General features: G+C 58.4%; 23 protein-coding genes. 10 read left to right on the top strand and 13 right to left on the bottom strand.

Going from position 1 to position 25976, the window contains the following annotated elements; all coding sequences use genetic code 11:
- Positions 1-159: 159 nt before the first annotated feature.
- Positions 160-1968 (top strand): 30S ribosomal protein S1, encoded by a 1809-nt coding sequence (locus tag VMJ32_03225; GenBank protein HTQ38009.1) that lies wholly within the window; start codon positions 160-162, stop codon positions 1966-1968.
- A 493-nt stretch (positions 1969-2461) separates the two neighbouring features.
- Entirely contained in the window at positions 2462-3316 is an 855-nt protein-coding gene (locus VMJ32_03220) for an RNA polymerase sigma factor RpoD/SigA (GenBank protein ID HTQ38008.1), read from the top strand.
- Between the two features lie 24 nt (positions 3317-3340).
- Here VMJ32_03220 and VMJ32_03215 read toward each other — a convergent pair whose 3' ends face one another.
- Positions 3341-3601 (bottom strand): type II toxin-antitoxin system RelE/ParE family toxin, encoded by a 261-nt coding sequence (locus VMJ32_03215; protein HTQ38007.1) that lies wholly within the window; start codon positions 3599-3601, stop codon positions 3341-3343.
- On the bottom strand, positions 3598-3819 hold the full coding sequence (locus VMJ32_03210) for a hypothetical protein (protein HTQ38006.1): 222 nt from the start codon (positions 3817-3819) through the stop codon (positions 3598-3600). Before VMJ32_03210 ends, VMJ32_03215 begins: the two co-directional genes overlap by 4 nt.
- Before the next feature lie 579 nt (positions 3820-4398).
- Here VMJ32_03210 and VMJ32_03205 point away from each other — a divergent pair.
- Genes VMJ32_03205 through purQ form a run of 3 tightly spaced genes read left to right on the top strand, consistent with a single transcriptional unit; the run spans position 4399 to position 9162 of the window.
- On the top strand, positions 4399-5250 hold the full coding sequence (locus tag VMJ32_03205; GenBank protein ID HTQ38005.1) for a prephenate dehydrogenase/arogenate dehydrogenase family protein: 852 nt from the start codon (positions 4399-4401) through the stop codon (positions 5248-5250).
- The gene (gene purL, locus VMJ32_03200) at positions 5234-8323 is read left to right on the top strand and encodes a phosphoribosylformylglycinamidine synthase subunit PurL (GenBank protein HTQ38004.1); all 3090 of its coding nucleotides are present in this window, start codon (positions 5234-5236) and stop codon (positions 8321-8323) included. The genes VMJ32_03205 and purL overlap by 17 nt, the downstream gene beginning before the upstream one ends.
- Positions 8324-8361: 38 nt before the next feature.
- Positions 8362-9162, top strand: a complete 801-nt coding sequence (gene purQ, locus VMJ32_03195) for a phosphoribosylformylglycinamidine synthase I (protein HTQ38003.1) — start codon at positions 8362-8364, stop codon at positions 9160-9162.
- Here purQ and VMJ32_03190 read toward each other — a convergent pair.
- The 7 genes from VMJ32_03190 to VMJ32_03160 all read right to left on the bottom strand — a co-directional run bounded on the left by VMJ32_03190 (position 9124) and on the right by VMJ32_03160 (position 16734).
- Positions 9124-9543, bottom strand: coding sequence for a hypothetical protein (locus VMJ32_03190; GenBank protein HTQ38002.1), 420 nt, complete (start codon positions 9541-9543; stop codon positions 9124-9126). The genes purQ and VMJ32_03190 overlap by 39 nt on opposite strands.
- Positions 9544-9985: 442 nt before the next feature.
- Positions 9986-10897: an NAD(P)-dependent oxidoreductase gene (locus VMJ32_03185; GenBank protein ID HTQ38001.1), complete on the bottom strand. Its 912-nt coding sequence runs from the start codon at positions 10895-10897 to the stop codon at positions 9986-9988.
- A gap of 58 nt (positions 10898-10955) precedes the next feature.
- On the bottom strand, positions 10956-11822 hold the full coding sequence (locus VMJ32_03180; GenBank protein ID HTQ38000.1) for a hypothetical protein: 867 nt from the start codon (positions 11820-11822) through the stop codon (positions 10956-10958).
- A 67-nt stretch (positions 11823-11889) separates the two neighbouring features.
- On the bottom strand, positions 11890-12936 hold the full coding sequence (gene floA / locus VMJ32_03175) for a flotillin-like protein FloA (GenBank protein ID HTQ37999.1): 1047 nt from the start codon (positions 12934-12936) through the stop codon (positions 11890-11892).
- A 138-nt stretch (positions 12937-13074) separates the two neighbouring features.
- On the bottom strand, positions 13075-13674 hold the full coding sequence (locus VMJ32_03170) for an NfeD family protein (protein ID HTQ37998.1): 600 nt from the start codon (positions 13672-13674) through the stop codon (positions 13075-13077).
- A 144-nt stretch (positions 13675-13818) separates the two neighbouring features.
- Entirely contained in the window at positions 13819-14352 is a 534-nt protein-coding gene (locus tag VMJ32_03165) for a YdeI/OmpD-associated family protein (protein ID HTQ37997.1), read from the bottom strand.
- A gap of 78 nt (positions 14353-14430) precedes the next feature.
- A complete protein-coding gene (locus VMJ32_03160) occupies positions 14431-16734 on the bottom strand; it encodes an NfeD family protein (GenBank protein ID HTQ37996.1) in 2304 nt (767 codons plus the stop codon).
- Positions 16735-16980: 246 nt separating this feature from the next.
- Here VMJ32_03160 and ispD point away from each other — a divergent pair, with 246 nt between their 5' ends.
- From ispD to tyrS, 3 genes are all read left to right on the top strand, one after another.
- Positions 16981-17712 carry a 2-C-methyl-D-erythritol 4-phosphate cytidylyltransferase gene (gene ispD, locus VMJ32_03155; protein ID HTQ37995.1) on the top strand — a complete coding sequence of 244 codons (732 nt, stop codon included), beginning with the start codon at positions 16981-16983 and terminating at the stop codon, positions 17710-17712.
- A 61-nt stretch (positions 17713-17773) separates the two neighbouring features.
- A complete protein-coding gene (locus tag VMJ32_03150; protein HTQ37994.1) occupies positions 17774-18139 on the top strand; it encodes a four helix bundle protein in 366 nt (121 codons plus the stop codon).
- A 100-nt stretch (positions 18140-18239) separates the two neighbouring features.
- Entirely contained in the window at positions 18240-19529 is a 1290-nt protein-coding gene (gene tyrS, locus VMJ32_03145; GenBank protein HTQ37993.1) for a tyrosine--tRNA ligase, read from the top strand.
- A 51-nt stretch (positions 19530-19580) separates the two neighbouring features.
- Here the strand turns inward: tyrS and VMJ32_03140 are convergent, their stop codons facing one another.
- Complete coding sequence (locus VMJ32_03140; GenBank protein HTQ37992.1) at positions 19581-20759, bottom strand: arabinan endo-1,5-alpha-L-arabinosidase; 1179 nt, start codon at positions 20757-20759, stop codon at positions 19581-19583.
- Here VMJ32_03140 and VMJ32_03135 point away from each other — a divergent pair.
- A complete protein-coding gene (locus VMJ32_03135) occupies positions 20758-20931 on the top strand; it encodes a hypothetical protein (GenBank protein ID HTQ37991.1) in 174 nt (57 codons plus the stop codon). The genes VMJ32_03140 and VMJ32_03135 overlap by 2 nt on opposite strands.
- Before the next feature lie 80 nt (positions 20932-21011).
- Here the strand turns inward: VMJ32_03135 and groL are convergent, their stop codons facing one another.
- On the bottom strand, positions 21012-22640 hold the full coding sequence (gene groL / locus VMJ32_03130) for a chaperonin GroEL (protein ID HTQ37990.1): 1629 nt from the start codon (positions 22638-22640) through the stop codon (positions 21012-21014).
- 157 nt (positions 22641-22797) lie between these two features.
- Positions 22798-23121, bottom strand: coding sequence for a co-chaperone GroES (locus VMJ32_03125; GenBank protein HTQ37989.1), 324 nt, complete (start codon positions 23119-23121; stop codon positions 22798-22800).
- Between the two features lie 570 nt (positions 23122-23691).
- Between VMJ32_03125 and VMJ32_03120 the strand changes: the two genes are divergently transcribed.
- Complete coding sequence (locus VMJ32_03120) at positions 23692-24474, top strand: biotin--[acetyl-CoA-carboxylase] ligase (GenBank protein ID HTQ37988.1); 783 nt, start codon at positions 23692-23694, stop codon at positions 24472-24474.
- Positions 24475-24712: 238 nt separating this feature from the next.
- Here the strand turns inward: VMJ32_03120 and VMJ32_03115 are convergent, their stop codons facing one another.
- Positions 24713-25867, bottom strand: a complete 1155-nt coding sequence (locus VMJ32_03115; GenBank protein ID HTQ37987.1) for an SAM-dependent methyltransferase — start codon at positions 25865-25867, stop codon at positions 24713-24715.
- Positions 25868-25976 lie beyond the last annotated feature (109 nt).

Below are 25976 nucleotides of genomic sequence, written 5' to 3'. Positions count from 1 at the left end.
GTATCGAGGGAGTAAGCCGGCCGTGTTCAGGGCAATCCGCCGTTGCGGTGTGTGCTCCTGATTTGTCGCCGCCCATCGGCTTGGTGAAGATCAAATTCTTTCACGTGCCGAAAACTGTTTCGTGACAAGTAGCCAAGTTTCCGACAGCAGAAATTTTTCATGGTCAATCGAAACTTAATTCGCGGATTGGATATCGACGACGAAGAGTTGGATCGGGAACTAGATCTCGCCATGTCCGATGCCGCCAGCGGCTCCTTGGCCGTGGCCAATGTTGACCTGAACGAAAATGCAATCGTCGAGGGGCGCATTATCCGTGTTGATGATGAGTTTGTGTTGGTCGATGTCGGTTATAAAAGCGAAGGCCAAATTCCCCGCCACGAATGGGATGAATCGGAAGACCCGCCCGAAATCGGCCAGCACCTGAAGGTCCTGATCGAGGAAGTCGATGAAAGCACCGATCTCGAAGCCCGCGGCCTGATTGCCTTGTCTAAGCGCAAAGCGCGCAAGATCGAAGAATGGAACAAGGTGATGGATTCGGTCAAGGAAGGGGACGTAGTGACGGGCGCCGTCACGCGAAAAATCAAGGGCGGTTTGCTGGTCGATGTAAGCGGCGTGAACGTCTTTTTGCCTGCCAGCCAGGTCGATATTCGCCGCCCGTCCGACATTGGCGATTACGTGGGCCGCACCATTCAATGCTTGGTGCTCAAAATTGACGAGTCGCGCCGCAACATTGTCGTCAGCCGCCGTGCGCTCATCGAGCAAGAACGGACCGAAAAGAAAAAACAACTGTTGGAAACGTTGCAGGAAGGCCAGTTGCGCAAGGGCGTGGTGAAAAACATCGCCGAGTTCGGCGCCTTTGTCGATTTGGGAGGCATCGACGGCCTGTTGCACATTACCGACATGAGCTGGGGCCGCATCGGCCATCCGTCCGAAATGGTGGCCATCGATCAGGAATTAGAAGTGCAAATTCTGCACATCGACCGCGAACGGGAAAAAATCGCCCTCGGCCTCAAGCAAAAAACCGCCAGTCCCTGGGACAATGTGGCGGAAAAGTATCCGGTTGGCTCGGTGCACAAGGGCACCGTGGTCAACGTGATGAGCTACGGCGCGTTCGTGAAAATGGAAGAAGGCATCGAAGGCTTGGTTCACATCAGCGAAATGTCGTGGACCAAGCGCATCAGCCATCCCAACGAATTGGTGCACATTGACGACGAAGTACAAGTGGTCGTCCTCAAAATCGACAAGGAAAAGCACGAAATTTCGCTCGGCATGAAGCAAACCCAGGACAATCCCTGGGACAAAGTGGCCGATCGCTACCCGATTGGCACTCTGGTGGAAGGCACCGTGCGGAATCTCACCAATTACGGAGCCTTCATCGAAATTGAAGAAGGCATCGACGGCCTGCTGCACGTCAGCGATATGTCCTGGACCCGCAAAATCAGCCATCCCAGCGAGGTGGTCGAGAAGGGACAAAAAATCAAGTGCAAGGTCCTCTCGGTCGATCAGCAGCGCCGCCGAATCGCCCTGGGACTAAAGCAAATGGAAGACGATCCCTGGGCCACGGATATCCCCAGCCGTTACCAGTCGGGCCAAATCGTCAAAGGCACAGTGACTAAGCTCACCAACTTCGGCGTGTTTGTGGGCCTGGAAAACGGTCTGGAAGGTTTGCTGCACATTTCCGAGTTGGCCGACCACAAGGTGGAAAACCCGGAAGAAATCGTCAAAGTGGGCGACGAAATCGAAGTCAAAATTCTGCGCGTCGACACCGAGGAACGCAAAATTGGCCTCTCACGTAAGCGGGTGCAATGGAGCGAAGAGCATGAGGCGGAAGAAAGAGCCGGGGCCGGCGGCGAAGGTTCTGGCGGCGAGAATGGCGGCGGCGCCAATGGCGCCTCCGGCACCCCTGCATCCGAACTCAAAGGCGGCGTGGGCAAAAGCGGCCCGCTGATTCAGTCGGCTGGCGAATAAGTCAGTAGATATTTCCATCGGAACGCCAACGACTCGGCGGTTGGCCTAATTTGCGGCACGTGGCAGCCAACCAGGGCCACAAAGGCGATCTCCAGACGGCGGTAAGCCGACCTCCTGGCATTCTTTGCACTCACCTGCCAGCGCATGCGTTTCTGCCTACGACCGGTATAGCACGCACAATCGTTCGGCCATGCGCTCAGCGCGCGCCTTGCGGAAACCGTTGAACACGCTGAATCGTTTTATTGGCCCGCAGCAATCGTCAGAAACCGGTGCAATCGTCGATCCGCGCCAATCCGCACCAAGCGTGCTGTTCGGTACGGGCAGCATCCTGACTATATCCGGTTCACGTTGCCAAGTCCGCACGGTATTGGAGAAGATCGGAAAGCGAGGTCGATAGCTACGTTTGTGCAGACGGAACCCCCTGCAGGCTCCCATGGTCTCTCAAGTGGCTGCGCCGCTGCCACTAGCCAAGAAAAGAGAAACGCACTCGACTATGCCTACCACACGTCGCCGCCCTGCCGCGGCCGTCCAAACTCCGCTGGAGACTTATCTCCGCGAGATCAACGAAACCGCCCTCCTCAATGGGCCGCAGGAGCAGGAATTGGCCATTGCCATTGGCAACGGCGACGTCAAAGCACGGGATCGCATGGTCCGCGCCAATTTGCGGTTGGTCGTCAACATCGCTCGCGGATACACCGGCAAAGGCCTGGGGCTGCAAGATCTGATCGAAGAAGGCAATCTGGGCCTGTTGCGGGCGGTCGAAGGGTTCGATCCGGCCATGGGCACCCGCTTCAGCACTTACGCCAGTTATTGGATCAAACAATCGATCAAACGGGCCCTCATCAACTCCGCCAAAACCATCCGCATTCCAGCGTACATGGTGGAGCTGCTTTCCAAGTGGCGCCGTGCCAGTGCTCGCCTGACCGAAGAGCTCGGCCGCTCTCCCACGCCGGAAGAAGTGGGCCGCGTGTTGGGGCTGCCGCGGAAAAAGCTGTCGATCATCAAAAAAGCCATCCGCATTTATAACAGCACACCGCAAACCGATCAGCCCGAAGCCGGCTGGTCGTTGGGCGAAATGGTCACCGACGACGCCACCAAGCCCCCCGAGGAAATGCTGCTCAACAGCGACAATTTGCACCACGTCATGCAAATGTTGCAAACCATGGACGCCCGCGAAGCCACCGTCCTGCGGATGCGCTTCGGCCTGGAAGACAACGAGCCCCGCACGCTGAAAGAAATTGGCGAAGCGCTGGGCCTGACCCGCGAACGTGTGCGGCAAATCGAAACCGAAGCCCTGCACAAGCTGGCCGCCGGTCTGGAAGGCGAAGTGCAACCGGCCGAAGTGTAAAAGTGGCGCGGCTACTTCGAGCACCTAATTGTGATCGATTCGCCACACGGCCAAGACGTATACAATCCGATCAGCTGCCAGCACTTCGAAGTGGATTCCAAGTGGGCCACTGAAAGTAATTCGAACGTTGCCGGTTCGTGATTCACCGGAATTGTGCGGATCAGATTTCAGCACCGCGTCCAACTTGGAAGTGGCTTCGGCAATTTCCCGGCGGTTTACGGCGCGAAGCCAAATATCCGCCAGATCGCTCTCGGCGAACTTTGTCCAGATTACGGTGAAACTCATTTTTCACCGAGGCGATTTAGCACATCGGTGAGTGGGCTTCCCTTCCGATCTTGCCGGCGGCGCTCGATTTCCTCATCCGTAAACGGCGATTGGATGGTTCCCGGCGGCGGCACGGGATGAAAATAGCCCAATACTTGCCCAGTCTCGCTGCACAAAACCAACGGATCGCTGCCGGTCAATTTGGCCTGGAGCGAACTGTCGACGGTGACGCGTGTCATGAATGCACCTGCCCAATAATGATGGTTTAGTTAGGGCGCCCTCAATTATACCACTACCTGTCTCGGTTCAAAACTGCACCGAACCAGGGTAGCATCCTAGAACTCAGAAGCGCCGGGCATTTAACAGACGGGCCCGCTAAGGTAGAATTAGCATCGGCAGACAACCAAACACTGGGGGGTTGATATGGCGAAACTTATTATCGGTTATCTATGCGCAGCAGTTCTGTTGGCAATTGGACTCGTGTTGCGCTGGCAGTGTGGCAGTATCGTGTGGCCGCCCGTGATCACGGTGACGGGAATGAGTGGAGGCAGATACATGGATTCTTGGGGATCGCCCGAGGCAATTTACCGGGAGGTATCGCTCTTTTTGATTGCCACTGGTTGCGTGATCTTTGCAGCTACATTCATACGATGGCTATTTACCGACCAGCCAACCAACCCCACTTGAGTAACAAACAGTTAAGACACTACCGCCAGTATCAACGCGCATTTTAGCAGCTTGCCCGCAGCATCACAGTTCTAGGACACTGCCGAACCGGGGCTTGGTAAAAGCCTTGTCCTTATGGCAGGATAGTGCCCATGCCTCGCTGGAATACGGTAGCCATTATCGGCGTCGGTTTGATCGGTGGCTCGATCGGTTTGGCGCTGCGCAAAAAAGGGCTGGCAGCCGAAATTGTCGGCATCGGCCGACCGCAATCGGGTCCCAATCTGGAAAAAGCGAAACAGCTTGGCGCCATTACTTCGTCGGTGACTGACATGCCACAAGGCATGGCCGCCGCCGATGTTGTCATCGTGTGTACGCCCGTCGGCGAAATTGCCAACCACATTTTGCTAGCCGCGAAGGGATCGTCCGATCAGACAATTCTTACCGATGCCGGCAGCACCAAGGCCGCCATCATCCGCAAGGTGGAAGCCGCGCTTAAGCCGGGCAAACGCTTTGTGGGCAGTCATCCGTTGGCTGGCAGCGAAAAAAAAAGCGTTGAATTCGCCCGGGCAGATTTATTCGAAGGCCGCGTCGCGATTGTCACTCCCACCTCGCGCACCAAAGCCGCCGATGCAAAAGAAATCGCCGATTTTTGGTCTGCCCTGGGGTCCAACGTTCTGACCATGTCGCCGGAAATTCACGATCTGGCTTTGGCCGGCACCAGCCACGTTCCCCATTTGATTTCCGCGGCAGTCGCGGCAAATACACCGCCGGCCGATTTGCCCCTCACCGCCGGTGGCTGGCGCGATTTAACCCGCATCGCAGCGGGCGATCCCGCCTTGTGGACCCAAATTCTCCTGGAAAATCAAGCCCACGTCTTGAAGTCGCTGGCCGGGTTTGAGAAAAAGGTGACAGCGTTTCGGACGGCAATCGAGCGCGGCGATGCCGCACAGCTTCACGCCCTACTCACGGAAGGGAAACAAGTTCGCGATGCTCTGGGAGATTGACATCTATCCGGCGCCGGGCCAGCCAGACCGGTTGGCCTTGCAAGTGGCTGCCGACGCCGCCGAATTGGGGCTCGCTTCCGGATTGCAAGTGACGGCCGCCAGCGGTTATTTGCTGCAAGGCAAATTGCAGCGCGAGCAAGTGCAACGCTTGGCCCAGGAGTTGTTTGCCGACCGTGTGGTGGAGCAGGCCGTGGTGTCGCAAGTCGGCGCCGCTTCGGTCGCTTCCGAACCCTCTCCCTCTGGGGGCGGGCAGGTCTCCGCAGGCGACTCGCCGCGGCAGGGTGAGGGAGCAGCGCAGTCCCTCAAATCCACATTAGTCCACGTCCTTACTAAGCCCGGCGTGATGGACCCGGTGGCACAAAGCGCCGCGGCGGCGATTGCCGATTTTGGCGTTGCGGTGGAGGCAGTCCGCACGCTGCGAAAATTCTGGCTGTGCGATTTGCCGGCGGAAAAACTTCCGCTGCTGGCGGCCAAGGTGCTGGCCAACGACGCCATCGAGCAAGTTGTCGTCGGACCGTTGAAATTCGATCGTTTAGCGGTGGGCAGCGATTACGTGTTCCAGCTTGTTACGGTGCCGCTGCGCGACATGGACGATACGGCCCTGGTCAAGCTCAGCCGCACTGGGCAATTATTTCTGTCGCTAGACGAAATGCAGACCATCCAGACCCATTTTTGCCAGTTGGGGCGCGACCCCACCGACGCCGAATTGGAAACGCTGGCCCAAACTTGGAGCGAGCATTGCAGCCACAAAACCTTGGCCGGTCGCATCGCTTACACCGGGCCCAAAAGCGCCGATGGCAGCGCTGCCGGCGCCCAGCCGCAATCGCACCACTTCGAAAATATGCTGAAGGAAACCATTTTCGCCGCCACGCAAAAAATCCGCGCCCAGAGGCAAGCCGACGGCCACGACGATTGGTGCGTCAGCGTGTTTCAAGACAATGCCGGCGTCGTAAAATTTGACGACCAGTACCACGTCGTTTTCAAGGTCGAAACGCACAATCATCCCTCGGCATTGGAACCTTATGGCGGCGCGAATACCGGTTTGGGCGGCGTTATTCGCGATCCCTTGGGCACCGGCCTGGGCGCCAAGCCGGTCGCCAGCACCGACGTGTTTTGCTTCGCCCCGCCCGACACCCCTGCCGATTCGCTGCCGCCGGGCGTCCTGCATCCGCGCCGGGTGATGAAGGGCGTGGTGGCCGGCGTGCGCGATTACGGCAACCGCATGGGCATTCCCACCGTGAACGGCGCCATTTATTTTGACCCGCGCTATCTCGGCAACCCGCTTGTCTTTTGCGGCAATGTCGGTTTGCTGCCGGTCGACAAATCGCACAAACAGCCGCGGCCGGGTGATTTGATTGTCGCCGTCGGCGGTCGCACCGGGCGCGACGGCATTCACGGCGCCACGTTCAGCTCCGCCGAGTTGACCAGCGAAAGCGAATCGCTCTCCGGCGGCGCGGTGCAAATTGGCAACGCCATCACGGAAAAAATGCTGCTCGATGTAATCTTGCAGGCTCGTGATCGCGGTCTGTATTCCGCTATTACCGATTGCGGGGCCGGCGGATTTTCCAGCGCCGTCGGCGAAATGGGCGCTGACATCGGCGCGGCGGTGTTTTTGGACCGCGTGCCGCTGAAATACTCGGGCCTGTCGTACACGGAAATTTGGATTTCCGAAGCCCAAGAGCGAATGGTCCTGGCCGTGCCGCCGGCGAATTGGCCGGCCTTAAAATCGCTATGCGAATCCGAGGGAGTCGAAGCCACGGCCATTGGCGAATTCCGCCCCACGGGCCGTTTGCAATTGTTCTATCACAATCAGCAAGTGGCCGAACTGGAAATGCAATTCTTGCACGATGGCCGCCCGAAGATCGTTCGAACCGCCGTGTACACACCGCCGGAAACCAAGCCGCTGGATTCGGCAGAGACTGTAGGAACCGAATCCCTTCGCCGATCTTCCGATTACAACGCCGCGCTGCTGGCCATCCTCGGTTCGCTCAACGTCTGCAGCAAGGAATGGGTCATTCGCCAGTACGATCACGAAGTGCAAGGCGGCAGCGTCATCAAGCCGCTGGTCGGCATTTACAACGACGGTCCCAGCGATGCCGCGGTAATTCGCCCGGAGTTGAATTCCCGCCGCGGCCTGGTGATTTCCTGCGGCATGAATCCGCGCTATGCCGATTTTGACGCCTACCACATGGCCGCCAGCGCCATTGACGAGGCGGTGCGAAATTGCGTGGCCGTGGGGGCCGATCCCGCGCGCATTGCCATTCTGGATAATTTCTGCTGGGGCGATTGCGAGCGGCCGGAAACGCTCGGTTCGCTGGTTCGGGCGGCGCTGGCCTGCCACGACGTGGCCATTGCCTTGGGCACGCCGTTCATCAGCGGCAAAGACAGCCTGAACAATGAATTTCGATATGTGGACGCCGCCGGCGAGAAACGCAGCCTGGCCATTCCGCCGTCGCTTCTCATTAGTGCGTTGGGGCAAGTGGACGATGTCGGCCGCTGCGTCACCATGGATCTCAAACGGGCCGGCAATGTGTTGTATCAGGTCGGCGCGACAAAAAGCGAACTGGGAGGCTCGCACTTTGCACTCGTGACCAATTTGTCGGGCGGCCACGCGCCGCAGGTCGATCCTGCACGGGCTAAAGCCACTTTTGCGGCAATGCACGCGGCGATTCATGCCGGGCATGTGCGCGCCTGCCACGATTTAAGCGAAGGGGGCTTGGCTGCTGCCGCCGCGGAAATGGCGTTTGCCGGCGGACTGGGCGCACGCTTGTATTTGTTGGAAGTGCCCCACGAAGTGCCGCCAACCCAAGCGGCCGAAATTCCCGGCGGATTGGCCACGGTGCTATTGTTTTCCGAATCGAACAGTCGCTTTTTAGTCGAAGTGCCGCCCGATTGTGTCGGACATTTTGAACAAACCATGGGCGACGTGCCGCATGCCGCCATCGGCGAAGTGACCGCCGCGCCGCAATTGTTGGTGGTCGACGTCGATCCCAATCCGATTGCCGAACGACACATCATCGAAGTCGGCATCGCCGCGCTCAAACAGGCGTGGCAAAAACCGTTGAAGTGGTGACCTCATTCCGACGAGAAGTCGTCGGCTGGATATCTGCTATGCAACCGCGTGTTCTAATTCTGCGAGCCCCCGGCACCAATTGCGACGCCGAAACCGCCTATGCATTTCAGCGGACCGGCGCGCAGGCGGATATTTTGCACGTCGGCCGCGCCATTGAATCACCGCAGATTCTGGCAAATTATCAAGTCTTGTGCGTCCCGGGTGGCTTCAGTTACGGCGACGACATCGCCTCGGGCCGCATTTTCGGCGTGCAATTACAGCATCACCTGGCCGACGCCATGCAACAATTCAAAGCAGCGGGAAAACTTATTCTGGGCGTTTGCAACGGGTTTCAAGTGCTTGTGAAATGCGGTTTGCTGACCGATGGTATTGCAGGCCCGGCGTTGCCGGTCACGCTGGCCTGGAACACATCCAGAAAATTCGAAGATCGCTGGGTGAACCTGGCCGTAGAGAAAAGCCAATGCGTTTTCCTGGCTGGCATTTCGCAAATGTACCTGCCGGTGGCGCACGGCGAAGGACGCTTTTTCGTCGCCGACGAAAGCGTGTTGTCGGAACTCAAGCGGCGCGGGCAATTGCCGTTGCGGTACGCGCCGTTGAATGAGCATGGGCCGAAATCCACAGCCGATGTCGATCAGCCGATTTCGTATCCCGATAATCCGAACGGGGCGCACTGCAACGTGGCCGGCATGTGCGACGAGACGGGCCGTGTATTCGGCCTGATGCCGCATCCGGAGCGGCATATCGATCCGACGCACCATCCGCGCTGGACGCGGGGCGAAGCTGGCGAAGTCGGCGACGGATTACGGCTGTTTCAAAACGCCGTTCAATTCTTCCGTTGAGACCGTTTCGGCGGGTCGTTCTGGACCCACGGTGACCGTGCCTGGCATGGGAACATCCGTTTCGCTCGATTCTGCCGGATAGCCGGCGCTTACCGTGCCTGGGACACCGTTTACCGCAGAACTTCCGATCTGCGTGGCTGCGGCAGCCGCGGGGACCGCAATAGCTTGCGCTGCCGCACCCTGTTGGCAATTACAGCCAGGTGTGGCTGCCACCGGTGCGCCGCACGGATTGCTGCCTGCCGGAGCCATGACGACCGGCTGTGTCGGGGTAAAGAAGGTTTGGGCTTTCCAAACCTCGATCCGCCGCATCGTTTCAATACCGTCGGCGCAGCCGAACGCCGGTAAAATCGACAGAATCGAAAAAATCAACAGTTTGCGCATGGTTGGGCCGCTCCAGTTGCCACGTTGCAATCGTGCCCTGTCGTGGCGGTTATGCAACCCTAGCTTGCGGCTGGCGATGTGCAAACGCCACAGCACGGAAAATTCGGACAATTTTGACCGAATAAGGCCCAATACTGCCTTCCCCGCAAAAGTCGCTTAGCACTTTTTGGGACCCGTGGCGACCGGCGCCTAACCTTTACGATGCCGAATGCGGGAACGCATGCGGCGTTTCTTACGGCCTAATTTACGGCGGCCCTTGCCGGTCTTCTTGACACCCACAGCAGACTCCGTGTGATGAGGAAATGTTGGCAGATCAAGCAAATCAATCTGCAGCGGCGTGGGCCGGCTCCTCGCCGGCTGCAAATTCCGCCGCCTAATTGGCCGCTGATTTTAACATGGCATAGCTAAGCGCCAAGAGTAGATTGCCTCACCAGAACAGTCGCTAACGGTTTTTCCAATCGACGTTCGACAGCGCAGCCAGGGCCAACATCAGCGAATGCGTGCCGTCGCGCCCGTGCCCTTGGGCCCGCAGCGCCACGTACAACTGATGAGCCAAGGCCAACCCCGGCATCGACAGGCCCATCCGCTTCGATTCTTCCAGGGCAATGCCCATGTCTTTGATGAAATGTTCGACGAAAAAGCCGGGGTCAAAGTTGTTGGCCATCATCCGCGGACCGTAGTTGGAAAGCGACCAACTGCCCGCCGCCCCCGACGAGACCGACTGCATCACGCTTTCCAAATTCAGCCCCGCTTTGTAGCCGTACAGCAGCGCTTCGCACACACCGATCATGCCGGTGGCGATGAGAATTTGGTTCACCATTTTCGTGTGCTGCCCCGCGCCGGGCAGGCCTTGATAAACAATGGTTTTACCCATCGCTTCCCAACACGGACGCAAGGCCTCCACCACATCGCGCTGACCGCCGATCATGATCGAAAGCCGCGCCTCTCGGGCGCCAACATCACCGCCGGAAACCGGCGCGTCGATGGCGTGTACGCCCTTGGCTTTTGCTTGCTCCGCAATTTCCACGGCCAGCGACGGCTGGCTGGTTGTCATGTCGACCAGCACGGTCCCCGGCTTGCTACCCGCTAAAGCCCCTTGCGGGCCGAGCATAATTTCGCGCACGTCGGCTGGAAACCCGACAATGCTGAACACCACGTCCGCATGTTCCGCCACGGCTTTGGGCGAATCGGCCCACTTGGCCCCCTTTGCCAATACGGTTTCGGCCTTGGACTTCGTGCGGCTGTACACCGTCATCACGAAGCCGCGGTCGAGCAAATGGCCGCACATGCTGCGCCCCATCACGCCGGTGCCGATCCATCCTAACCGGGTTTTTCCTGGAACAACCGTGTCCATGGGCTTGGTCCAGTTTTCCTTGCGTTTCGATTACTATTAAACGATGCCCAATTGCGTATCACCAACGGTGTTCCGGCCGCTGTAGAATTTCAGTCAAAATAATTGCGTCCCGCATGTTCTTTCGGCCGGCCAAAAACAGCGCTATATCACTGGTGCGCTTGCGAGTGGCGACCGGCGCCGTGCCCGATTCCGCCCCCGCGGCTGCCAGGTTTGCTTTTGCCATCACGGCGGCGGAGGCGGCGTTGGCCGTGGCGCCAGCCGCTTCAAAAATTCCGGCCGCTTCTTTCTTCAGGTTCCCCAAATCATGCTGGAACACACGCTGCATGTGCGCTCGAAATTCCGCATCCGTCGATTGCTGCACCTGGCTAAGTTCAGTGGCCCGTTTTGTGAACTTGGAGCTGTCAAGCATCTCGGCCACATGCTGCGCCACCGAGCCACGACCGGCTTGGGGCAAATCGCGCGCCACATCGGCAGCGATGGTTGTCGGCGTTGTGCCCGAACCTGGAGCAAATTCTTTCTGGCCAGCGTCGGGCTTCTGTTTTGCTGGGGGCTGACGACGCGCCGTTCGCTGCTGTCCCGAATCGCCCGGTCGTCCGCTGGACGGCAGCCGCGCGTCCTTGGAAGGAAACATCGGGTCCCGCATTTTTCCCGCGGCAGGCGTGGCTTCGCCGGGCTTGGCAGCCGCGCGCCCTTCGCGCGCTGCCTGCGCCTGCCGGAGGAATTGATCGATTTCGCTTTGGAGCGAATCGCCGGCCTGCTTGGGCGGTTGCGGCAGCGCTGGTTTCGGGGGCGCTGCGCCACGCTGCGGCGGCTTTTGCGGAACCTGACTGGCAAAGCGGCCGATCACCCACACCAAAAACGCGATCACGAACGGCAGCAGCCTTAAAAAATCGTTCCAGCCGGCGGCAAGTAAAAGTATGGACATCGCTATCCGTTCACCAATTCACATTTCACTGATTTGTCTCACCCCGCGTCCCGCACCCCCTCGTCCCTTACGTGGGCGTCGAAGTCGTGCCTACACCGGAAATACTGTGCCGCATCTCCGTATCGGCCTGAATATTCCGCAACTTGTAGTAATCCACGATCCCCAAAACCCCGTCTTGGAACGCGGCGGCAATCGCTTTGGGCACTTCCGCTTCCGCCGCCACTAGTTCGGACCGGGCGCCTTCAACCGAGGCAATGTTTTCTTGCTCCAACGCCACGGCCATCGCCCGGCGCCCCTCGGCATTGGCCCGGGCCACGCGCATGTCTGCCTCGGCCCGATCAGCCTGCAACCGGGCCCCGATGTTCTCCCCCACGTCAATATCGGCAATGTCGATCGACACAATCTCAAACGCCGTTTGCGAGTCAAGCCGCCGCGCCAACACCGCCTTGGAAATGCGGTCTGGGTTTTCCAGCACGTCCATGTGCGTTTCCGAAGAGCCGATGGCGCTGACAATTCCTTCGCCGACACGAGCAATAATGGTCTCTTCCGTCGCACCGCCGATCACCTGGTTCAAATTTGTCCGCACCGTGACGCGGGCCTTCACCTTGCATTGAATGCCGTTTTTCGCCACGGCATCCAGCGTTTCTTTGCCGGAACCCCGGGCCGGGCAATCGATCACTTTCGGATAGACACTGGTCTTTACCGCTTCCAAAATATCGCGGCCTGCCAGGTCAATGGCCGTGGCAAGTTTATAGTCCAGCTTGATCGTTTTCGCCTTGTTTGCCGCGATGATCGACCGGATCACCAGCGGCACACGCCCGCCAGCCAAATAATGGGCTTCCAGCGCTTTGCTGGTCACGCCGGTCTCGTCCCCCAAGCCCGCCTGCACGGCCATAATTTTGCTGCGCACAATCACCGCCGGGTTCACCTTCCGAAATGTCATCCCCAACAAATCAAAAATCCCGATGCCAGCCCCGGTGGTCACCGATTGAATCCACAACCGGAAATACCGTGCAAATACCACCAGCATGACCAATGCTACGACCAGCAGCACGAGGATCACGGCAATCGTGATCACCTGATTGACTTCCGCATCGGCAACGACAAATGGCATGGCTGCACCGGAGGTGTGGAGCGAATAAAAACGACTTCAATTTACCGATCTGGCTACCTGCGCAGTGTTGCCAACCGAGGCGCCGGTGTCAAGCCGATGCAACTTTTTGTAGCCAACGAGAGCCGGCAAACCAGCACTTTATTGCAAAGGATCTTCAAACGGATCAAGCCCCAGCGAATCGATGGGCCGCGAAAGAATGTCGTCCTCCTCCTGCGATTTCTCCCCGCCCACCTGATCGACCGCGTGTTCATCGACCGCACGAACCACCACCATGGTCCCGCGCACATCGATCACGCGCACGCTTTGCCCCGCTTCGATCGGCTGTCCTTCGCTCATGGCGTCAATCGTGTGACCGTCGATCATGACCGCCCCACTGGGCAACATCAGCGATTTTGCTTTCCCCACGCGCCCCACCAGTTGCCGCAAGCGGCGTCGCTCCTCCCGATCGGGCAGCACTTCATCGGCCGTGGGAATGTCAGGCAGCAAGCGACGGCCCATCGGCGTGCGCGGCAACACACGAAACGCCATCATCAGCAGGACCGGAACCGCCACGCACGACACCGACAAAAACATGATGCCCACCGTCGGGCCGCTTTGATAAAATGCCATGACAATTGCGGTGATGATCGAGGTGAACGACAAAAACCCAATCACGCCCCCCGAGGGGACGAATATCTCAACCATCACCAGTGTTAAGCCAACCACCAACAATATGGCGGCCCAAAAAACAGGAGACATGCAAATGCGGGGCGAAGGAAAAGGAACGAGGCAGTGAACGGCACGCCGAGAATTTTACGCCGAAACGCGCCAGATTGGAACTCAACCGGAAATCAGATAATCCCCTCATTGTGTTTGGGTGGCGGACCGGGTGATTCCCGCTCCTCACTTTGGCCCCGTAGCGGCCGGGTCCAGTAACACTCCATTTTTGGACACTGCGGGTTCGCAGCACACGCTCCGGTTGAAACAACACGGTCGCCGCTCGCCGCGCGCAAGCTTGGAAAGTGCCACCAAAATATGCTTCTTCCGTGTGTCGGGATTTTTGGACATGCCCACCCAGCGAATCCAATCCCAGTGCGCCATTGGCGTCGCTTCGTTCCAGACTCTGAGCGATTTGGGGGCGCCCGCAAGCGCCTGTTTCACATCCGCCGGAATCTTGGGCTCTGGCCACTGCTCGATCGGTTCGATTTCCACGCTCGCCGTGTCCCCCACTTTCGCTTGCATGCTTTTCTCGATCTTCAGCCAGTGGCTTCCCTTTCCGTCCGGTTCAAGCGGTGCCCGAAAGTGGAAACCGTTGATGGTCCCTTCCACCATGCTCATGCCGCGCGACGGCAGCTTCTTGCTCGCGGTCTGCGGCAGTCTAAGCACGGTCCAGGAGCCAATGGCATAGGGCGTCGCTTGAAACTTGATGGTTGACATGGCCCGAAGAAGTAATGCACAGTTACCAGCCGAGTTATCGCTCGTTTGCAAGTGCTGCTTCTTGAAGACGGGAGAACATTACCCGCGCACCGGTCGCACCACCACCCGGCTGCCAATCACGTCGACCACCGTGATTGGGGCGCCCCGATCGATGGCCTCGCCGTCGGCAATCACATCCACCAATTGATCGCCAATGCGGGCTTTCCCTGACAAAACCAACCGTGTTGTCGCCACCCCTTGCTGACCCAGTAGATGCCGATAATCGGCCAGCGCTTCGCGGTGCGAAATGGCTTCCATTTCTTCACTCGATGGCGGCGCAAGCATCATGCGATTGAACACCGGCGCATGCGGCAAGAATTTGCGCATGGCAATCGCCGCCACCAGGCTGCCCGTCACTGCCCCGCCCAACACCAACAGCGAGTTGCGTAATTTTTCCCACTGATACTCGTTTCCAGGAATGACAAAGGTTTGGCTGGCCAGCACCAACGAAGCGATAATCATCAACCCGCCCCCAAAGCCAAATATCGCAAACCCCGGCAGCACAAATATCTCCAGGGCAACGCACAAAATGCCGGCAATAAACAGCAGCACTTGCAGCGCCACCGGATTGCCTTGCATGTGCTGCGCCCAAAAGTACAACAGCGCCGCTAACAGTGCCACAAACCCGCCCACGCCAACCCCCGGCGCATGCACTTCCAAATACACGCCCACGAAAATCATGATCAGCAAAAACATCTGCGCGCCCTCGGACGTTAGCGCGTCGATCAAAAAATCGGCCCAACCCGGCTCGACCATCGCCGGATTGCGCTCCAACCCGTAGGCTTGCTTGAACTGTTCGAAATTGTCGACCACTTTCCAAGCCAGCCCCAATTGCTCGGCCTTCTGGCCGGTCACTTGCAAAGACCCGCGGCTGCCTGTAACCAATTCCCCCTGCCGCCACGCGCCCGGATCACGCTGCTGCTTAAGTTCCTCTTCGCAGAAATAGGCAGTGATGTTGGCGCCGGGATTGGTGTAGCGATACACCTTGAGTTCCGGATCAATCATCGCCGCCGGCAGCGACCACGACCGCGATTTGTTCTTCTTCAGCGCGTCTTCCAACACGTTCACGGCCAACTGCCGGTCGTCGGGCTTAAGCGCATCAGCCCCTTCGCCTCCCAGTTTTGTATTGGGACCAACCACGAGCTGATCGCACGCCAAGGCCACTAAGGCCGCATCGCCTCGGGCCTGCCGCGGAACATAGGCCACCGTGCGAACTTGGCTCGAATCAAGCCCCGCCAGAAAATTCACCAATCGCAAACTTTGATCGTACGAGCCACCTTCGCTGTCGATGAACAGCACCACCAGGTTCACGTCGTTGACGCGAATTTGGTCTTCAATCAGCTTTTGCACCCGGTTCACGGTGGTAGAGGTGATCGGCCGCTTCAAATCCACTTGCACCGGCCGCCAGCCGCCCGCCAAGGCGGGATTATCTTGCAGCGCATCGACCGGAATTTTAAGCGCCTTGGCCACGTCGGCCCGATCGTCGGCCAGGTAGCTCACAAAGCCCAACTCTTGCCGTGCTTGTTGGCCGTCGACCAAGAGCGGTTGGGGCTTTAATTCCTCGACATTTTGTACCACGCGGTGCTTCTTCAACTCGTCCAGATCGTCTGCCAAAACGTACTCGGTGCCAACTTCGGTCGTCACCTTGAGCACTTTGAGATTTTTATCGAGCATGCCCAGGGCTATCGCGGCGGGAATAGTTCCCCGGGCATCGGCAATTTCTTTGTAACCGCTGCGGATGGTCGGCCCAATCGTGGCTTCGTCAATGCCCGCCTCGCCCATTTCCGCATCCGGGGCCATGATGATTTCTTCGCACGCCATTGCCACCAGCACCGCGTGCCCCTTCACGGTTTTGGGAATGTAGGCCACGGTTTTCACTCCCGGGGCCATATCGTGCAAATCGTGCGACAGAAATTTCGCCAGCGACAACGAGCGGTAAAAATCGCTCCCGACGCCTCCATCCGTCTGTCCCGGCCACAACTCCACCACCAGCACTGGACGCGGGCTCCCCTGCTTGATGTTCCCCAACAACTGCTGAATGCCGCGCCGCACTTGCGTGTCGACATCGTCGGTAATGGGCAAGTTGACGCGAATCAGAAATCCCTGCCCCGGCTGTGCCTCCGCCGGCTTTTCAGCATCGGCAGGATTGGGTTTTTGATTCTCGGGAGATGGCTGATCGGTGGCTGACTTTTCGCCGGCAGTAGGCGCCGTTGGAGCGTCATCCGCACAAGCGGTCGATTGATTAAGCCACAAAACGAACGCTGCGGCTACAATCCCGCCCAAAGCGAAGCAATGCGATCTCCACCGCCGGGAATAACGCCGCACGCCACTCCGTTCGGGCATGCCACAGGCTAGTTTTGCCGGTGCCATATCGGGCCAGAAACCAGTCCATGTGAAAATGCGCAAGCTCTTGCGCAGTCAATAATTACACGACCGATTATAGACCCACGCCGGCGGGAGTCAAATTCTCCATTTTCCGCCGCGGCGGAAGCCGACCGCCCGAAACGACTTCCGCTCAAAACCAATTGACCGACACCATGCAATCGGCACAATGGCGAGCATCTTCTGTTCGCAGGGTTGGAGTTTGCCATGCCCACGTTTGCCGTCATCCTCGCCGCAGCCGGAAAAAGCAGCCGATTCAAAGATAAAAATTACAAAAAACCCTTTGCGCCGTTGGAAGGCCGGCCCGTCTGGCTCCACTCGGCCGAAAAATTTTTGAACCGCCCCGACGTGCCGCAGTTGATTTTGGTCATCTCAGCCGAAGACCGAGAATACTTTCAATCCAAATTCGCCGCCAACGCCGCCATTCTCGGCATCGACGTGGTCGATGGCGGCGCGGAACGGGCCGATTCAATTCAAAAGGCGCTGGAAAAAGTGAAACCGGAAATCGATTTCATTGCTGTGCACGATGCCGCCCGGCCGTGCATCGCCAACGAGTGGATCGACGAAATTTTTTCCGCCGCCGTCAAAACCGGCGCCGCCATTCCGGCCATTCCGGTGGGCAATACGCTCAAGCGCGTCAGCGGCGGCGTCATTGTCGAAACTGTTTCCCGCGACGGCCTGTGGGAAGCGCAAACGCCGCAAGTATTTCGGCGCGAGTTGTTGCTCAAAGCCTACGCGCAGCGCGGCGGTTTTGTCGCCACCGACGATGCCCAACTCGTCGAGCGCACCGGGCAAAAAGTGAACATCGTGCCCGGCTCCAGTATCAATCTAAAAATTACGAATCGCGAAGATTTGCGCCTGGCCGAACTGGCCCTGAAAGCGCTCCCCAAGGCCAAACTGCTAGGACCGACAAACCCCATGGACGATATGTGGCGGTGAGGGCGCAGGGGACAGGATGCAGGGCGCAGAAAAATAGGCGACTAGAAAACAGGGGCATGAAATGAGCATCCAAAATTATCGAGATTTGATTGCTTGGCAAAAAAGCATGGACTTAGCCGAGATGGTTTACCAGGCTACCGCCCATTTTCCCGCTGACGAACGATTTGGCTTGACACAGCAAATGCGCCGGGCTGTTGTTTCAATTCCTTCAAATATTGCAGAAGGCCATGCACGCCGAAGCACGCAAGAATATCGCCGGTTCTTATCGATTGCGAACGGATCCCGGGCAGAAATCGGAACTCAGGTTTTATTGTCGGCCAGACTAAAGTATTTTGACGATGCCCAACGTGCTAATTTAATCGAGCAGATTGAAGAAGTCGGTCGTTTAATTAATGGGTTATTAAATTCACTTCCAAACAGAGGATAGCCGTGCTAAGCCTTACCTTTCTACCCCCTGCGCCGTGCGTCGTGCACTCTTTCCGCTGTGCTTTTCCCCTTGCGCCCTGCCCCCTGCGCCCTGCCCCCTTATGATCGATATCATCACCGAACTCACGTGGCGCGGGCTCATCCATCAAACGACCGAGCCGGCGCCACAAATGGCCGCCTGGCTGAACGAAAAGCCCCGCGCGGTTTACGCCGGGTTCGATCCCACGGCCGACAGTTTGCACGTGGGCCATTTAATTCCGCTGCTCATGCTGCGGCGTTTTCAGCAGGCCGGCCACAAGCCCATTGCCGTGGTGGGCGGCGCGACCGGCATGATTGGCGACCCCAGTGGCAAAAGCGAGGAGCGCAATCTGCTCTCTAAAGAGTCGCTGCAAAAAAATGTCGATGGTATGGCGGCGCAAATGCGGCGGTTCCTCGATTTCGATTCCCCCAGCAAAAGCGCCGCCCTGCTCGTGAATAACTTCGATTGGATGAACCGTTTCAGCTATCTCGAATTCCTGCGCGATGTCGGCAAGCATTTTCCCGTGAACGTGATGCTCGCCAAAGATTCCGTCAAAGGCCGCCTGGAGCGCGACAGCGGCATCAGCTACACGGAATTCAGCTACATGTTGCTGCAAGCCTACGATTTTGTGTATCTCTACCAAAATCACGGCTGCGAAATGCAAATCGGCGGCAGCGATCAATGGGGCAACATCACCGCCGGCATCGACTTGGCCCGCCGCATGCACGGCGTGCAACTGTACGGCCTCACCAACCCGCTGCTCACGAAAAGCGACGGGGGAAAAATGGGCAAGACCGAAAGCGGCACGCTCTGGCTATCTGCCCAGCGCACCAGCCCGTACCAGTTTTATCAATACTGGATCAACGTCGACGATGCCGATGCCGGCAAGTGCCTGCGCTTTCTCACCGAATTATCGCAGGCCGACGTGGAACCGCTCGATGCCGCCAGAACCGCCAATCCCGGCCAGCGCGAAAGCCAGCGCCGTCTGGCCGAGGAACTTACGCGCATGGTTCACGGCGAATCGGGCTTAACTGCCGCCCAGCGCGCCACCGAAATTTTCTTCGGCGCGGAAATCAGCCAGTTGAACGATAAACAACTGGGCGAAATTTTCGCTGATGTGCCCAGCCGAGAACTCCCGCGCAACCGGCTGGCAGGCGAAGGCCTGCCGCTGGTCGAAGCCCTGGTCGAAAGCGGCCTGGCGAAAAGCAAAGGCGACGCCCGCCGCACCATCCAGCAAGGGGGCGCTTACGTCAACAACCGCCGCATCGGCGAACTTGAAGCGAAGCTGACCGCCGCACATTTAGCCAGCGAAACCGTCATGGTTCTCCGCAGCGGCAAAAAATCGTACGCCCTGCTGCGGTTTGTGGAATAGTTTGCGGCGCGATTGGAAACCTACGATACGCCACGACAGTGGCGTCGAAAATTAAGCAACCTGTTGCAGCCGTTTGACGCGATTTAACTTTCGCCGCGCCGTGGCCAGGGGAATCAACATGCACAGCAGGAAGCCGCCAACTGCGGCAATCACCGCTAATCCCCATGAAGCAGGCTCAGGAACCGGCACCGCCGAAGGCCAGTTGTCACCGGTCCAATACAACGGCAGCAAATCGAACTTGGCCGTTCCGTTATTGTTGCCGTCGTAATAATGGAACGAGTAGTAATCGACCCCAGCGTCGGAAAATATGCCGATTTGTCCGGGCCCAATGATCGCGCTATTGCCCAGAATTGCCCCGGCGTCGTCTAAAAACAGTGTTCCACCCCCGTCGGTCAACGCCACGCCGTTCTTATCCAAAAATGGCCCGTTAATGCTGGTGCTGCGGCCGACGCGCACTTCGTAAGTGCTGTTCACCCCTTGGCAGCAGTCGTTCCAATTGACGAACAAGTAATAGTAGTTGCCGCGCTTGTATAAATACGACGCCTCAATGGCGTCGGTCCCCGTGTCTTTCCGAGCAATGCGGGTCGGCGGCGTCGACGGATTCAGCAACTGCCCGGTCGTCGGATTCAACTGCGTCAAATAAATTCCCTGCCAGAACGAACCGAACGACATCCACAGCGATCCGTTCGTATCCAGAAAAACAGACGGGTCGATGGCGTTATATAGGCTGCCCGTGGTCGATTGAATCACCGCACCCTGATCGACCCAACCGAAACTTGGCGACGACGTGTTCAACGTGGGCGAGGTGGCCATGCCGATTGCCGACACCTGGCTACCGAACGAAGACGCCGCATAATACAAATGATATTGCCCGTCGAAGTATTCAATATCGGGCGCCCACAAGTTGCCGCCGTAATTGGGCACATCGGTCGTGACCCACGAGGGCGGCGTGGAAAAAATCGTCGGACCGCGTTGCCAGGCACTTAAGTTCGACGACGACCGCGTGATCAATCCGGTGCTGCTGCCCGTGGCGTAATAGTAGAACATGCTCCCGTCGGCGACAACCGGCGACGGATCGTGGGCGGTCACGGTGCCGGTGATGGCCGCCTCCACCACGCCCGCCAGGAATAACGCGCCGGCCAGCACTGCCCCAACGGCATGCGCAAACCCGGGCCACTTTCGCGCCGTGCGAACTGCCGGATGTTGCCCCCGTCTCTTCCTCTTTGCCATGCCCGTAGCTCCTACTGTGCCGATTTCCGGAGTTTGCGATCGCGCTGGCCCGCAGCGGCCGTTGCACCGCCTCGTTAGTCTGGTCAAATTCTTCGCCAAAGGCAAGCATTTTCGCTACGCGGCCAGTAATCGGCACGCAAAAAAAGCCCCCGGCGTTTTCGCCGGGGGCTAAATAATTTTCCCAGATAACAAGCGCGACCAGCGGTCGCGGCTTTATGAGCTGCGCCCTGAATCCTACTCCCTGCGCCCTCATTAATACATGTCGTCGTAGCCGCCGTGGCCGGCTGGGCCTTTCTTGCCTTTTTCCTCTTTCGGTTTGTCGGCAATTAGGGCGTCGCTGGTCAATAACAGCGTGGCCACACTGGCGGCGTTTTGTAATGCCGTGCGGGTAACCTTGGTGGGGTCGATCACGCCGGCCTTGACCAAATCTTCGTACTCGCTGGTGGCCGCGTTGTAACCGTGGTTTCCTTTCAGTTCAGCAACTTTCTCGCACACCACGGAGCCGTCTTGGCCGGCGTTAGCGGCAATCATTGTCAGCGGAGCACGGCAGGCACGCACGACAATGTTGTAGCCCACTTCTTCGTCGTGCTGCAAACCTTCCGGCTTGAGTGATGTGCTGGCCCGCAACAGCGCCACGCCGCCGCCGGGCAAAATGCCTTCTTCTACCGCCGCACGCGTGGCGTGCAGGGCATCTTCGACGCGGGCTTTGCGCTCCTTCATTTCGCTTTCAGTCGCGGCGCCCACGTTCACTTTGGCGACGCCGCCGGCCAACTTGGCCAGCCGTTCTTCCAGCTTTTCCTTGTCATAATCGCTGGTGGAGGTGGAGATTTCGCGGCGGATGGATTCAATCCGCCCCTTGATTTCCGTGCTTTTGCCCGCGCCTTCGATAATCGTGGTGTTGTCTTTGTCGACAATCACTTTCTTGGCGCGGCCCAAGTCGGCCAGCGTCAGGCTTTCCAGCTTGGTGCCCAGGCTTTCGAACACCGGCGTTGCGCCGGTCAACACAGCAATGTCTTCCAGCATGGCCTTGCGGCGATCGCCATAGCCCGGCGCCTTGACGGCGCACACTGCAAACGTGCCCCGCAACCGATTGATGACGAGCGTGGCCAGCGCCTCGCCTTCCACTTCTTCGGCCACAATCAACAGCGGCTTGCCGGCATTCACCACTTGCTCCAGAACCGGAACAAGTTCCTTAACGTTGGAAATTTTCTTTTCGTAAACCAAAATGTACGCGTCTTCCAATTCGCACTTCATTTGCTGCGGATTGGTCACGAAGTACGGCGAGAGATAACCGCGGTCGAACTGCATGCCTTCGACCCATTCGGTTTCGGTCTTGAGGCTTTTGCCTTCGTCGACGGTGATGACGCCGTCTTTGCCGACGCGCTCCATGGCGTCGGCCAAAATGCTGCCGATTTCCGGATCGTTGTTGGCGGCCACCGTGGCGACTTGGGCCATTTCGGTTTTGCCTTTGATTTTGATCGACATTTTGTGCAGCTTGTCGATGATGTCGGCCACGGCCTTTTCAATGCCGTTTTTCATGTGAATGGGGTTCACGCCCGCCACGACGGCCTTCAGCCCCTCGTTGAAAATGGCTTCGGCCAGGACCGTGGCGGTGGTCGTGCCGTCGCCGGCCACGTCGCTGGTTTTGCTCGCTACTTCCCGCACCATCCGGGCGCCCATGTTTTCGTACACGTCTTCCAGGTCGATCTCCTTGGCCACGGTCACGCCGTCTTTGGTAACGGTCGGCGAGCCAAAACTTTTTTGCAGAATGACGTTGCGGCCTTTGGGGCCCAGCGTGACTTTGACGGCCCGGGCCAATTTGGAAACGCCGCGCCGCATTGCCTCGCGGGCTTCCTGATCGAAAGCAATCATCTTTGCCATGTGGAATTTACTCCTGAGTAATTATGAGTTTGATTTTTTCGCATTGGGAGAACCGCAGAGACGCTGAGTCGCGGAGAGGAGAAAGACTTGCCAATTTTATCTTCCTGTTTTCTCAGCATCTCCGCGCCTCTGCGGTTCAATAGATTTCAGCCTTCGATCACCGCCAGAATGCTTCTTCGTGCATGAGCAGCAGTTCGTTGTCGCCGACTTTGAATTGTTCGCCAGCGTAACTGGTGAACAGCACGCGGTCGCCCGGTTTGACTTGCAGCGGCTTGCGTTTGCCGTCGTCGGTGAGCTTGCCGTCGCCGACGCTAATGACCGTTCCCCGGGCCGGCTTGTTCTTGGCGGTGTCGGGGAGCAAAATGCCGCCGGAGGTGCGTGTTTCCGATTCGTCACGTTCCACGACTACGCGGTCGCCCAAGGGTTGCAGACGTGTCTTGCTCGAGGTTTTGGGTTTGGATTTAGTTGCCGTCGCACTCATTGCCTAACTCCCAGAGTTATCGTTGGATGAAAAACGGTAAAAACGGTGAAAAACGGTCGAAAACCGGTGGAAAAACGGCCGAAAACCGCAGGCAACCGTAGAAGCATGCTCGATGCGGCGACGATCGGCCGACGACCTGGGGAACCTGCCAATCGGCGCAGGGAACCGGCCAGTCGGCCCGGTAAAATGCAAGCGGCGCGCCATAAACTGAATTTGCGGCATAAGTAATTGGACGGCAATGATTTGAAAGCGATATGTAAGCATGGCCAGGGCTTTGACTGGGAACCCGCAGGGCTGCCATATTGGCTGCTGCGAACCAATTTGGGATGCGGCGCGTTGGCAGCACAAACTTTGGCTGTGCGGGTGAACTGGGCATTATCGCAAATGAACCGCGACGACTTCAAGCCGTGGAATTGGGCCAGTTGTGGGACAATTTGAAATTCTGACAGCCGCTTTTCCCGACTGACATAGTCGGGCTGTGTTCAAATTGTCCCACCACCAATTGGGCCAGTTGTGGCTTAAATTCGGCTGGGGACTTTAGATTGAGAGGGCCGCGCGTCGAGAAACAACATGATTGATACCCAAGCACTTCTGAGCAGCACGTTTCTGGCGCACGCCGAGCATCATCCGGAGCTGGATAGCACGCAAACGCGCGCCCGGGCTTTGGCCGACGAGGCTGCCGCCGGCCGAATCGCGCTGCCGGCGCTGGTTGTGGCCGAAACTCAAACCGCGGGCCGCGGCCGGGCCAGCAATCGCTGGTGGACGGGTGAGGGTAGCTTGGCGTTTAGCCTGCTGGTTGATCCGCAACAGTTCGGTTTCGAGCGCCGCATGGTGCCTCGGCTGTCGCTGGCCGTCGGTGTGGCCTTGATCGATGCGCTGGCTCCGCGGCTGGCGGAACAACCGCTGGGTCTGCACTGGCCCAACGATGTTTTTGTCGGCGGCAAAAAGCTGGCGGGCATTTTGGTCGAAGTGCTGCCGGCTGGGTACCACATCATTGGCGTTGGCCTGAACAGCAACAACACGGCCACGGATGCGCCGCCGCCGTTGCGGAATGCTATCGCCACGCTGCGCGATCTCACCGGCCGCACGCACGATCACACGGAATTGCTGCTGGCCATTTTGGAAAACATGGAAGCCGCGCTCGTGCAACTGGGCCAGCCGCTGGAAATTCTCGGCCAGCGATTCGATATGCTGTGCCTGCAGCGCGGCAAAATGCTGACGGTTTATCAGGGAGAACAAACCATCACCGGCCGCTGCGCTGGGATTGCGCCCGATGGCGCACTGCTGTTGGATACGACAGCAGGCCGCCGTGAAATCACCAGCGGCACGCTGCATCCACCGGCGGATTGGTGAGTTCAGGCCGACGAGTTGGTCGTCGGTATGCGACGGCAAAGCCGTCGGCTTGGGCGGTGGCCGCGCCAACTACTTTTCTTTTCGCCGCGCCGCCAGGCAAACTTTCTGGCGGTTATGGCACCGACGACTTGGTCATCGGTATGCGACGGCAGAGCCGTCGGCTTGGTGTTGAAATGGTTATGTTTTTTTGTAATTCGTTCGACGGCAAAGCCGTCGGCTGGGACGGTGGCCGCGCCAGCTACTTTTCCTTTCGCCGCGCCGCCACGCACACTTCCTGCCGGTTGTGGTGCAGTTGGCGGGCGCGGACGTGGCTGTAGCCCCAGGAGCGAATTCGGTCGAGAAATTCCGGAAGTTGTTCGGCCAATTTCCAATCGAGCAGCTTCAGCGTCAACAGTAGCCCCTGAATTTTGACTTCCGGGTGCGTGACAATGGCTTCGACGGTATCAAGCGTGTATGCCGGCGCGACGTTGATGTCGGCGGCCAAATATTTCACTTTGCGAAATTCGCGGCGGCGGATGTCGGCGCCCCGTTTTTTCCAATGCGTGAAATGGGGATTTGCCAGCACGTGCTGGTCCATGTCGGCCGGATCGATGCCGATCACTTTCAGGCTGTGGCGTAGCAGCGCCTGACTGGCTCCGCCGGGCGCGCTGCCAATTTCCGCCCACACGTCGCCGGCTTTCAGCGGCATGCGCGACCAGGCCAGCGCTTCTTCCATTTTCAAATATGCCCGCGAAACCGCATCGGCGGGCAATTCCAGCGGAAACATTCCGCCGGGCCAGCGCGAGCAAATGGAACTCGCCCGATGATAACCGATCCACCATTGATTGGGTTCGACGATGACGCAATCGAGCACGAGCTGAGTGGCGCGCGCGGAGTTCGGCGGCTCATAATGCCGCGCCTTTTTAACGACGACCGCTAAACCGCTCGAGGCGCTTGCTAAACCGCTAGCGGATGGAGGCGTTAATTTTTCACCGGGCGTCGACAATTCCTGCGCCGATCGCTCAGCGCCCTGCGCGCGAATTGCGGAATCGGCCTGCGTGGCGGCTTCGGTCAAACCCGGTTCGTAACCGCGATAGCCCGGCTCGTGCAAATCGCGCTGCCAAACGTGCAGCACTTCAAACTCGCGCTCGGCGGCCAACTGCCACACCTGGCGAGCGCGTTCGTCGAGGGTCTCGCCATCCGCTTTGCCTAACGAAAAACCATAGGCCCGGGCGAAGGCGCTGTGCAAATCAAAATCGTCGGCCAGCGCCGCGCCCGGCGGGATTTTGAACGTGAGAAAACCGGGCCGAGAGAATGCGAACCGAAAGGCCGGCCACTTACGGGCGATTTCCGCTTTCACGGCGGCTTCCGCGCCGCATTGGCAGGTGACGAAAATAAAGTTTGGCGGCGACATGGTTTTATTGTAACGCTTAGCGCTTTAAAAAAACGACGGCATGAAAAAAGCCCGAGGAATTTACTCCCCGGGCTGCCGTGTGGCTGAATCATTTACGCAGTGGGCACCA

The sequence above is a fragment of the Pirellulales bacterium genome, assembly GCA_035499655.1.
Taxonomy (GTDB): domain Bacteria; phylum Planctomycetota; class Planctomycetia; order Pirellulales; family JADZDJ01; genus DATJYL01.
Note: the sequence above shows the minus strand (reverse complement) of the source record. Positions and strands in the feature narration are given on the sequence as shown.

Coding starts and splice junctions, on each gene's coding strand:
- groL (HTQ37990.1), bottom strand. CDS start 22,640: ATGGCAAAGATGATTGCTTTCGATCAGGAAGCCCGCGAGGCAATGCGG.
- VMJ32_03125 (HTQ37989.1), bottom strand. CDS start 23,121: ATGAGTGCGACGGCAACTAAATCCAAACCCAAAACCTCGAGCAAGACA.
- VMJ32_03140 (HTQ37992.1), bottom strand. CDS start 20,759: ATGGCAAAGAGGAAGAGACGGGGGCAACATCCGGCAGTTCGCACGGCG.
- VMJ32_03170 (HTQ37998.1), bottom strand. CDS start 13,674: ATGTCTCCTGTTTTTTGGGCCGCCATATTGTTGGTGGTTGGCTTAACA.
- floA (HTQ37999.1), bottom strand. CDS start 12,936: ATGCCATTTGTCGTTGCCGATGCGGAAGTCAATCAGGTGATCACGATT.
- VMJ32_03210 (HTQ38006.1), bottom strand. CDS start 3,819: ATGACACGCGTCACCGTCGACAGTTCGCTCCAGGCCAAATTGACCGGC.
- VMJ32_03225 (HTQ38009.1), top strand. CDS start 160: ATGGTCAATCGAAACTTAATTCGCGGATTGGATATCGACGACGAAGAG.
- VMJ32_03185 (HTQ38001.1), bottom strand. CDS start 10,897: ATGGACACGGTTGTTCCAGGAAAAACCCGGTTAGGATGGATCGGCACC.
- tyrS (HTQ37993.1), top strand. CDS start 18,240: ATGATCGATATCATCACCGAACTCACGTGGCGCGGGCTCATCCATCAA.
- VMJ32_03190 (HTQ38002.1), bottom strand. CDS start 9,543: ATGCGCAAACTGTTGATTTTTTCGATTCTGTCGATTTTACCGGCGTTC.
- VMJ32_03165 (HTQ37997.1), bottom strand. CDS start 14,352: ATGTCAACCATCAAGTTTCAAGCGACGCCCTATGCCATTGGCTCCTGG.
- purQ (HTQ38003.1), top strand. CDS start 8,362: ATGCAACCGCGTGTTCTAATTCTGCGAGCCCCCGGCACCAATTGCGAC.
- VMJ32_03205 (HTQ38005.1), top strand. CDS start 4,399: ATGCCTCGCTGGAATACGGTAGCCATTATCGGCGTCGGTTTGATCGGT.
- VMJ32_03135 (HTQ37991.1), top strand. CDS start 20,758: ATGCCCGTAGCTCCTACTGTGCCGATTTCCGGAGTTTGCGATCGCGCT.
- VMJ32_03180 (HTQ38000.1), bottom strand. CDS start 11,822: ATGTCCATACTTTTACTTGCCGCCGGCTGGAACGATTTTTTAAGGCTG.
- VMJ32_03220 (HTQ38008.1), top strand. CDS start 2,462: ATGCCTACCACACGTCGCCGCCCTGCCGCGGCCGTCCAAACTCCGCTG.
- VMJ32_03215 (HTQ38007.1), bottom strand. CDS start 3,601: ATGAGTTTCACCGTAATCTGGACAAAGTTCGCCGAGAGCGATCTGGCG.
- VMJ32_03160 (HTQ37996.1), bottom strand. CDS start 16,734: ATGCCCGAACGGAGTGGCGTGCGGCGTTATTCCCGGCGGTGGAGATCG.
- VMJ32_03120 (HTQ37988.1), top strand. CDS start 23,692: ATGATTGATACCCAAGCACTTCTGAGCAGCACGTTTCTGGCGCACGCC.
- VMJ32_03150 (HTQ37994.1), top strand. CDS start 17,774: ATGAGCATCCAAAATTATCGAGATTTGATTGCTTGGCAAAAAAGCATG.
- ispD (HTQ37995.1), top strand. CDS start 16,981: ATGCCCACGTTTGCCGTCATCCTCGCCGCAGCCGGAAAAAGCAGCCGA.
- VMJ32_03115 (HTQ37987.1), bottom strand. CDS start 25,867: ATGTCGCCGCCAAACTTTATTTTCGTCACCTGCCAATGCGGCGCGGAA.
- purL (HTQ38004.1), top strand. CDS start 5,234: ATGCTCTGGGAGATTGACATCTATCCGGCGCCGGGCCAGCCAGACCGG.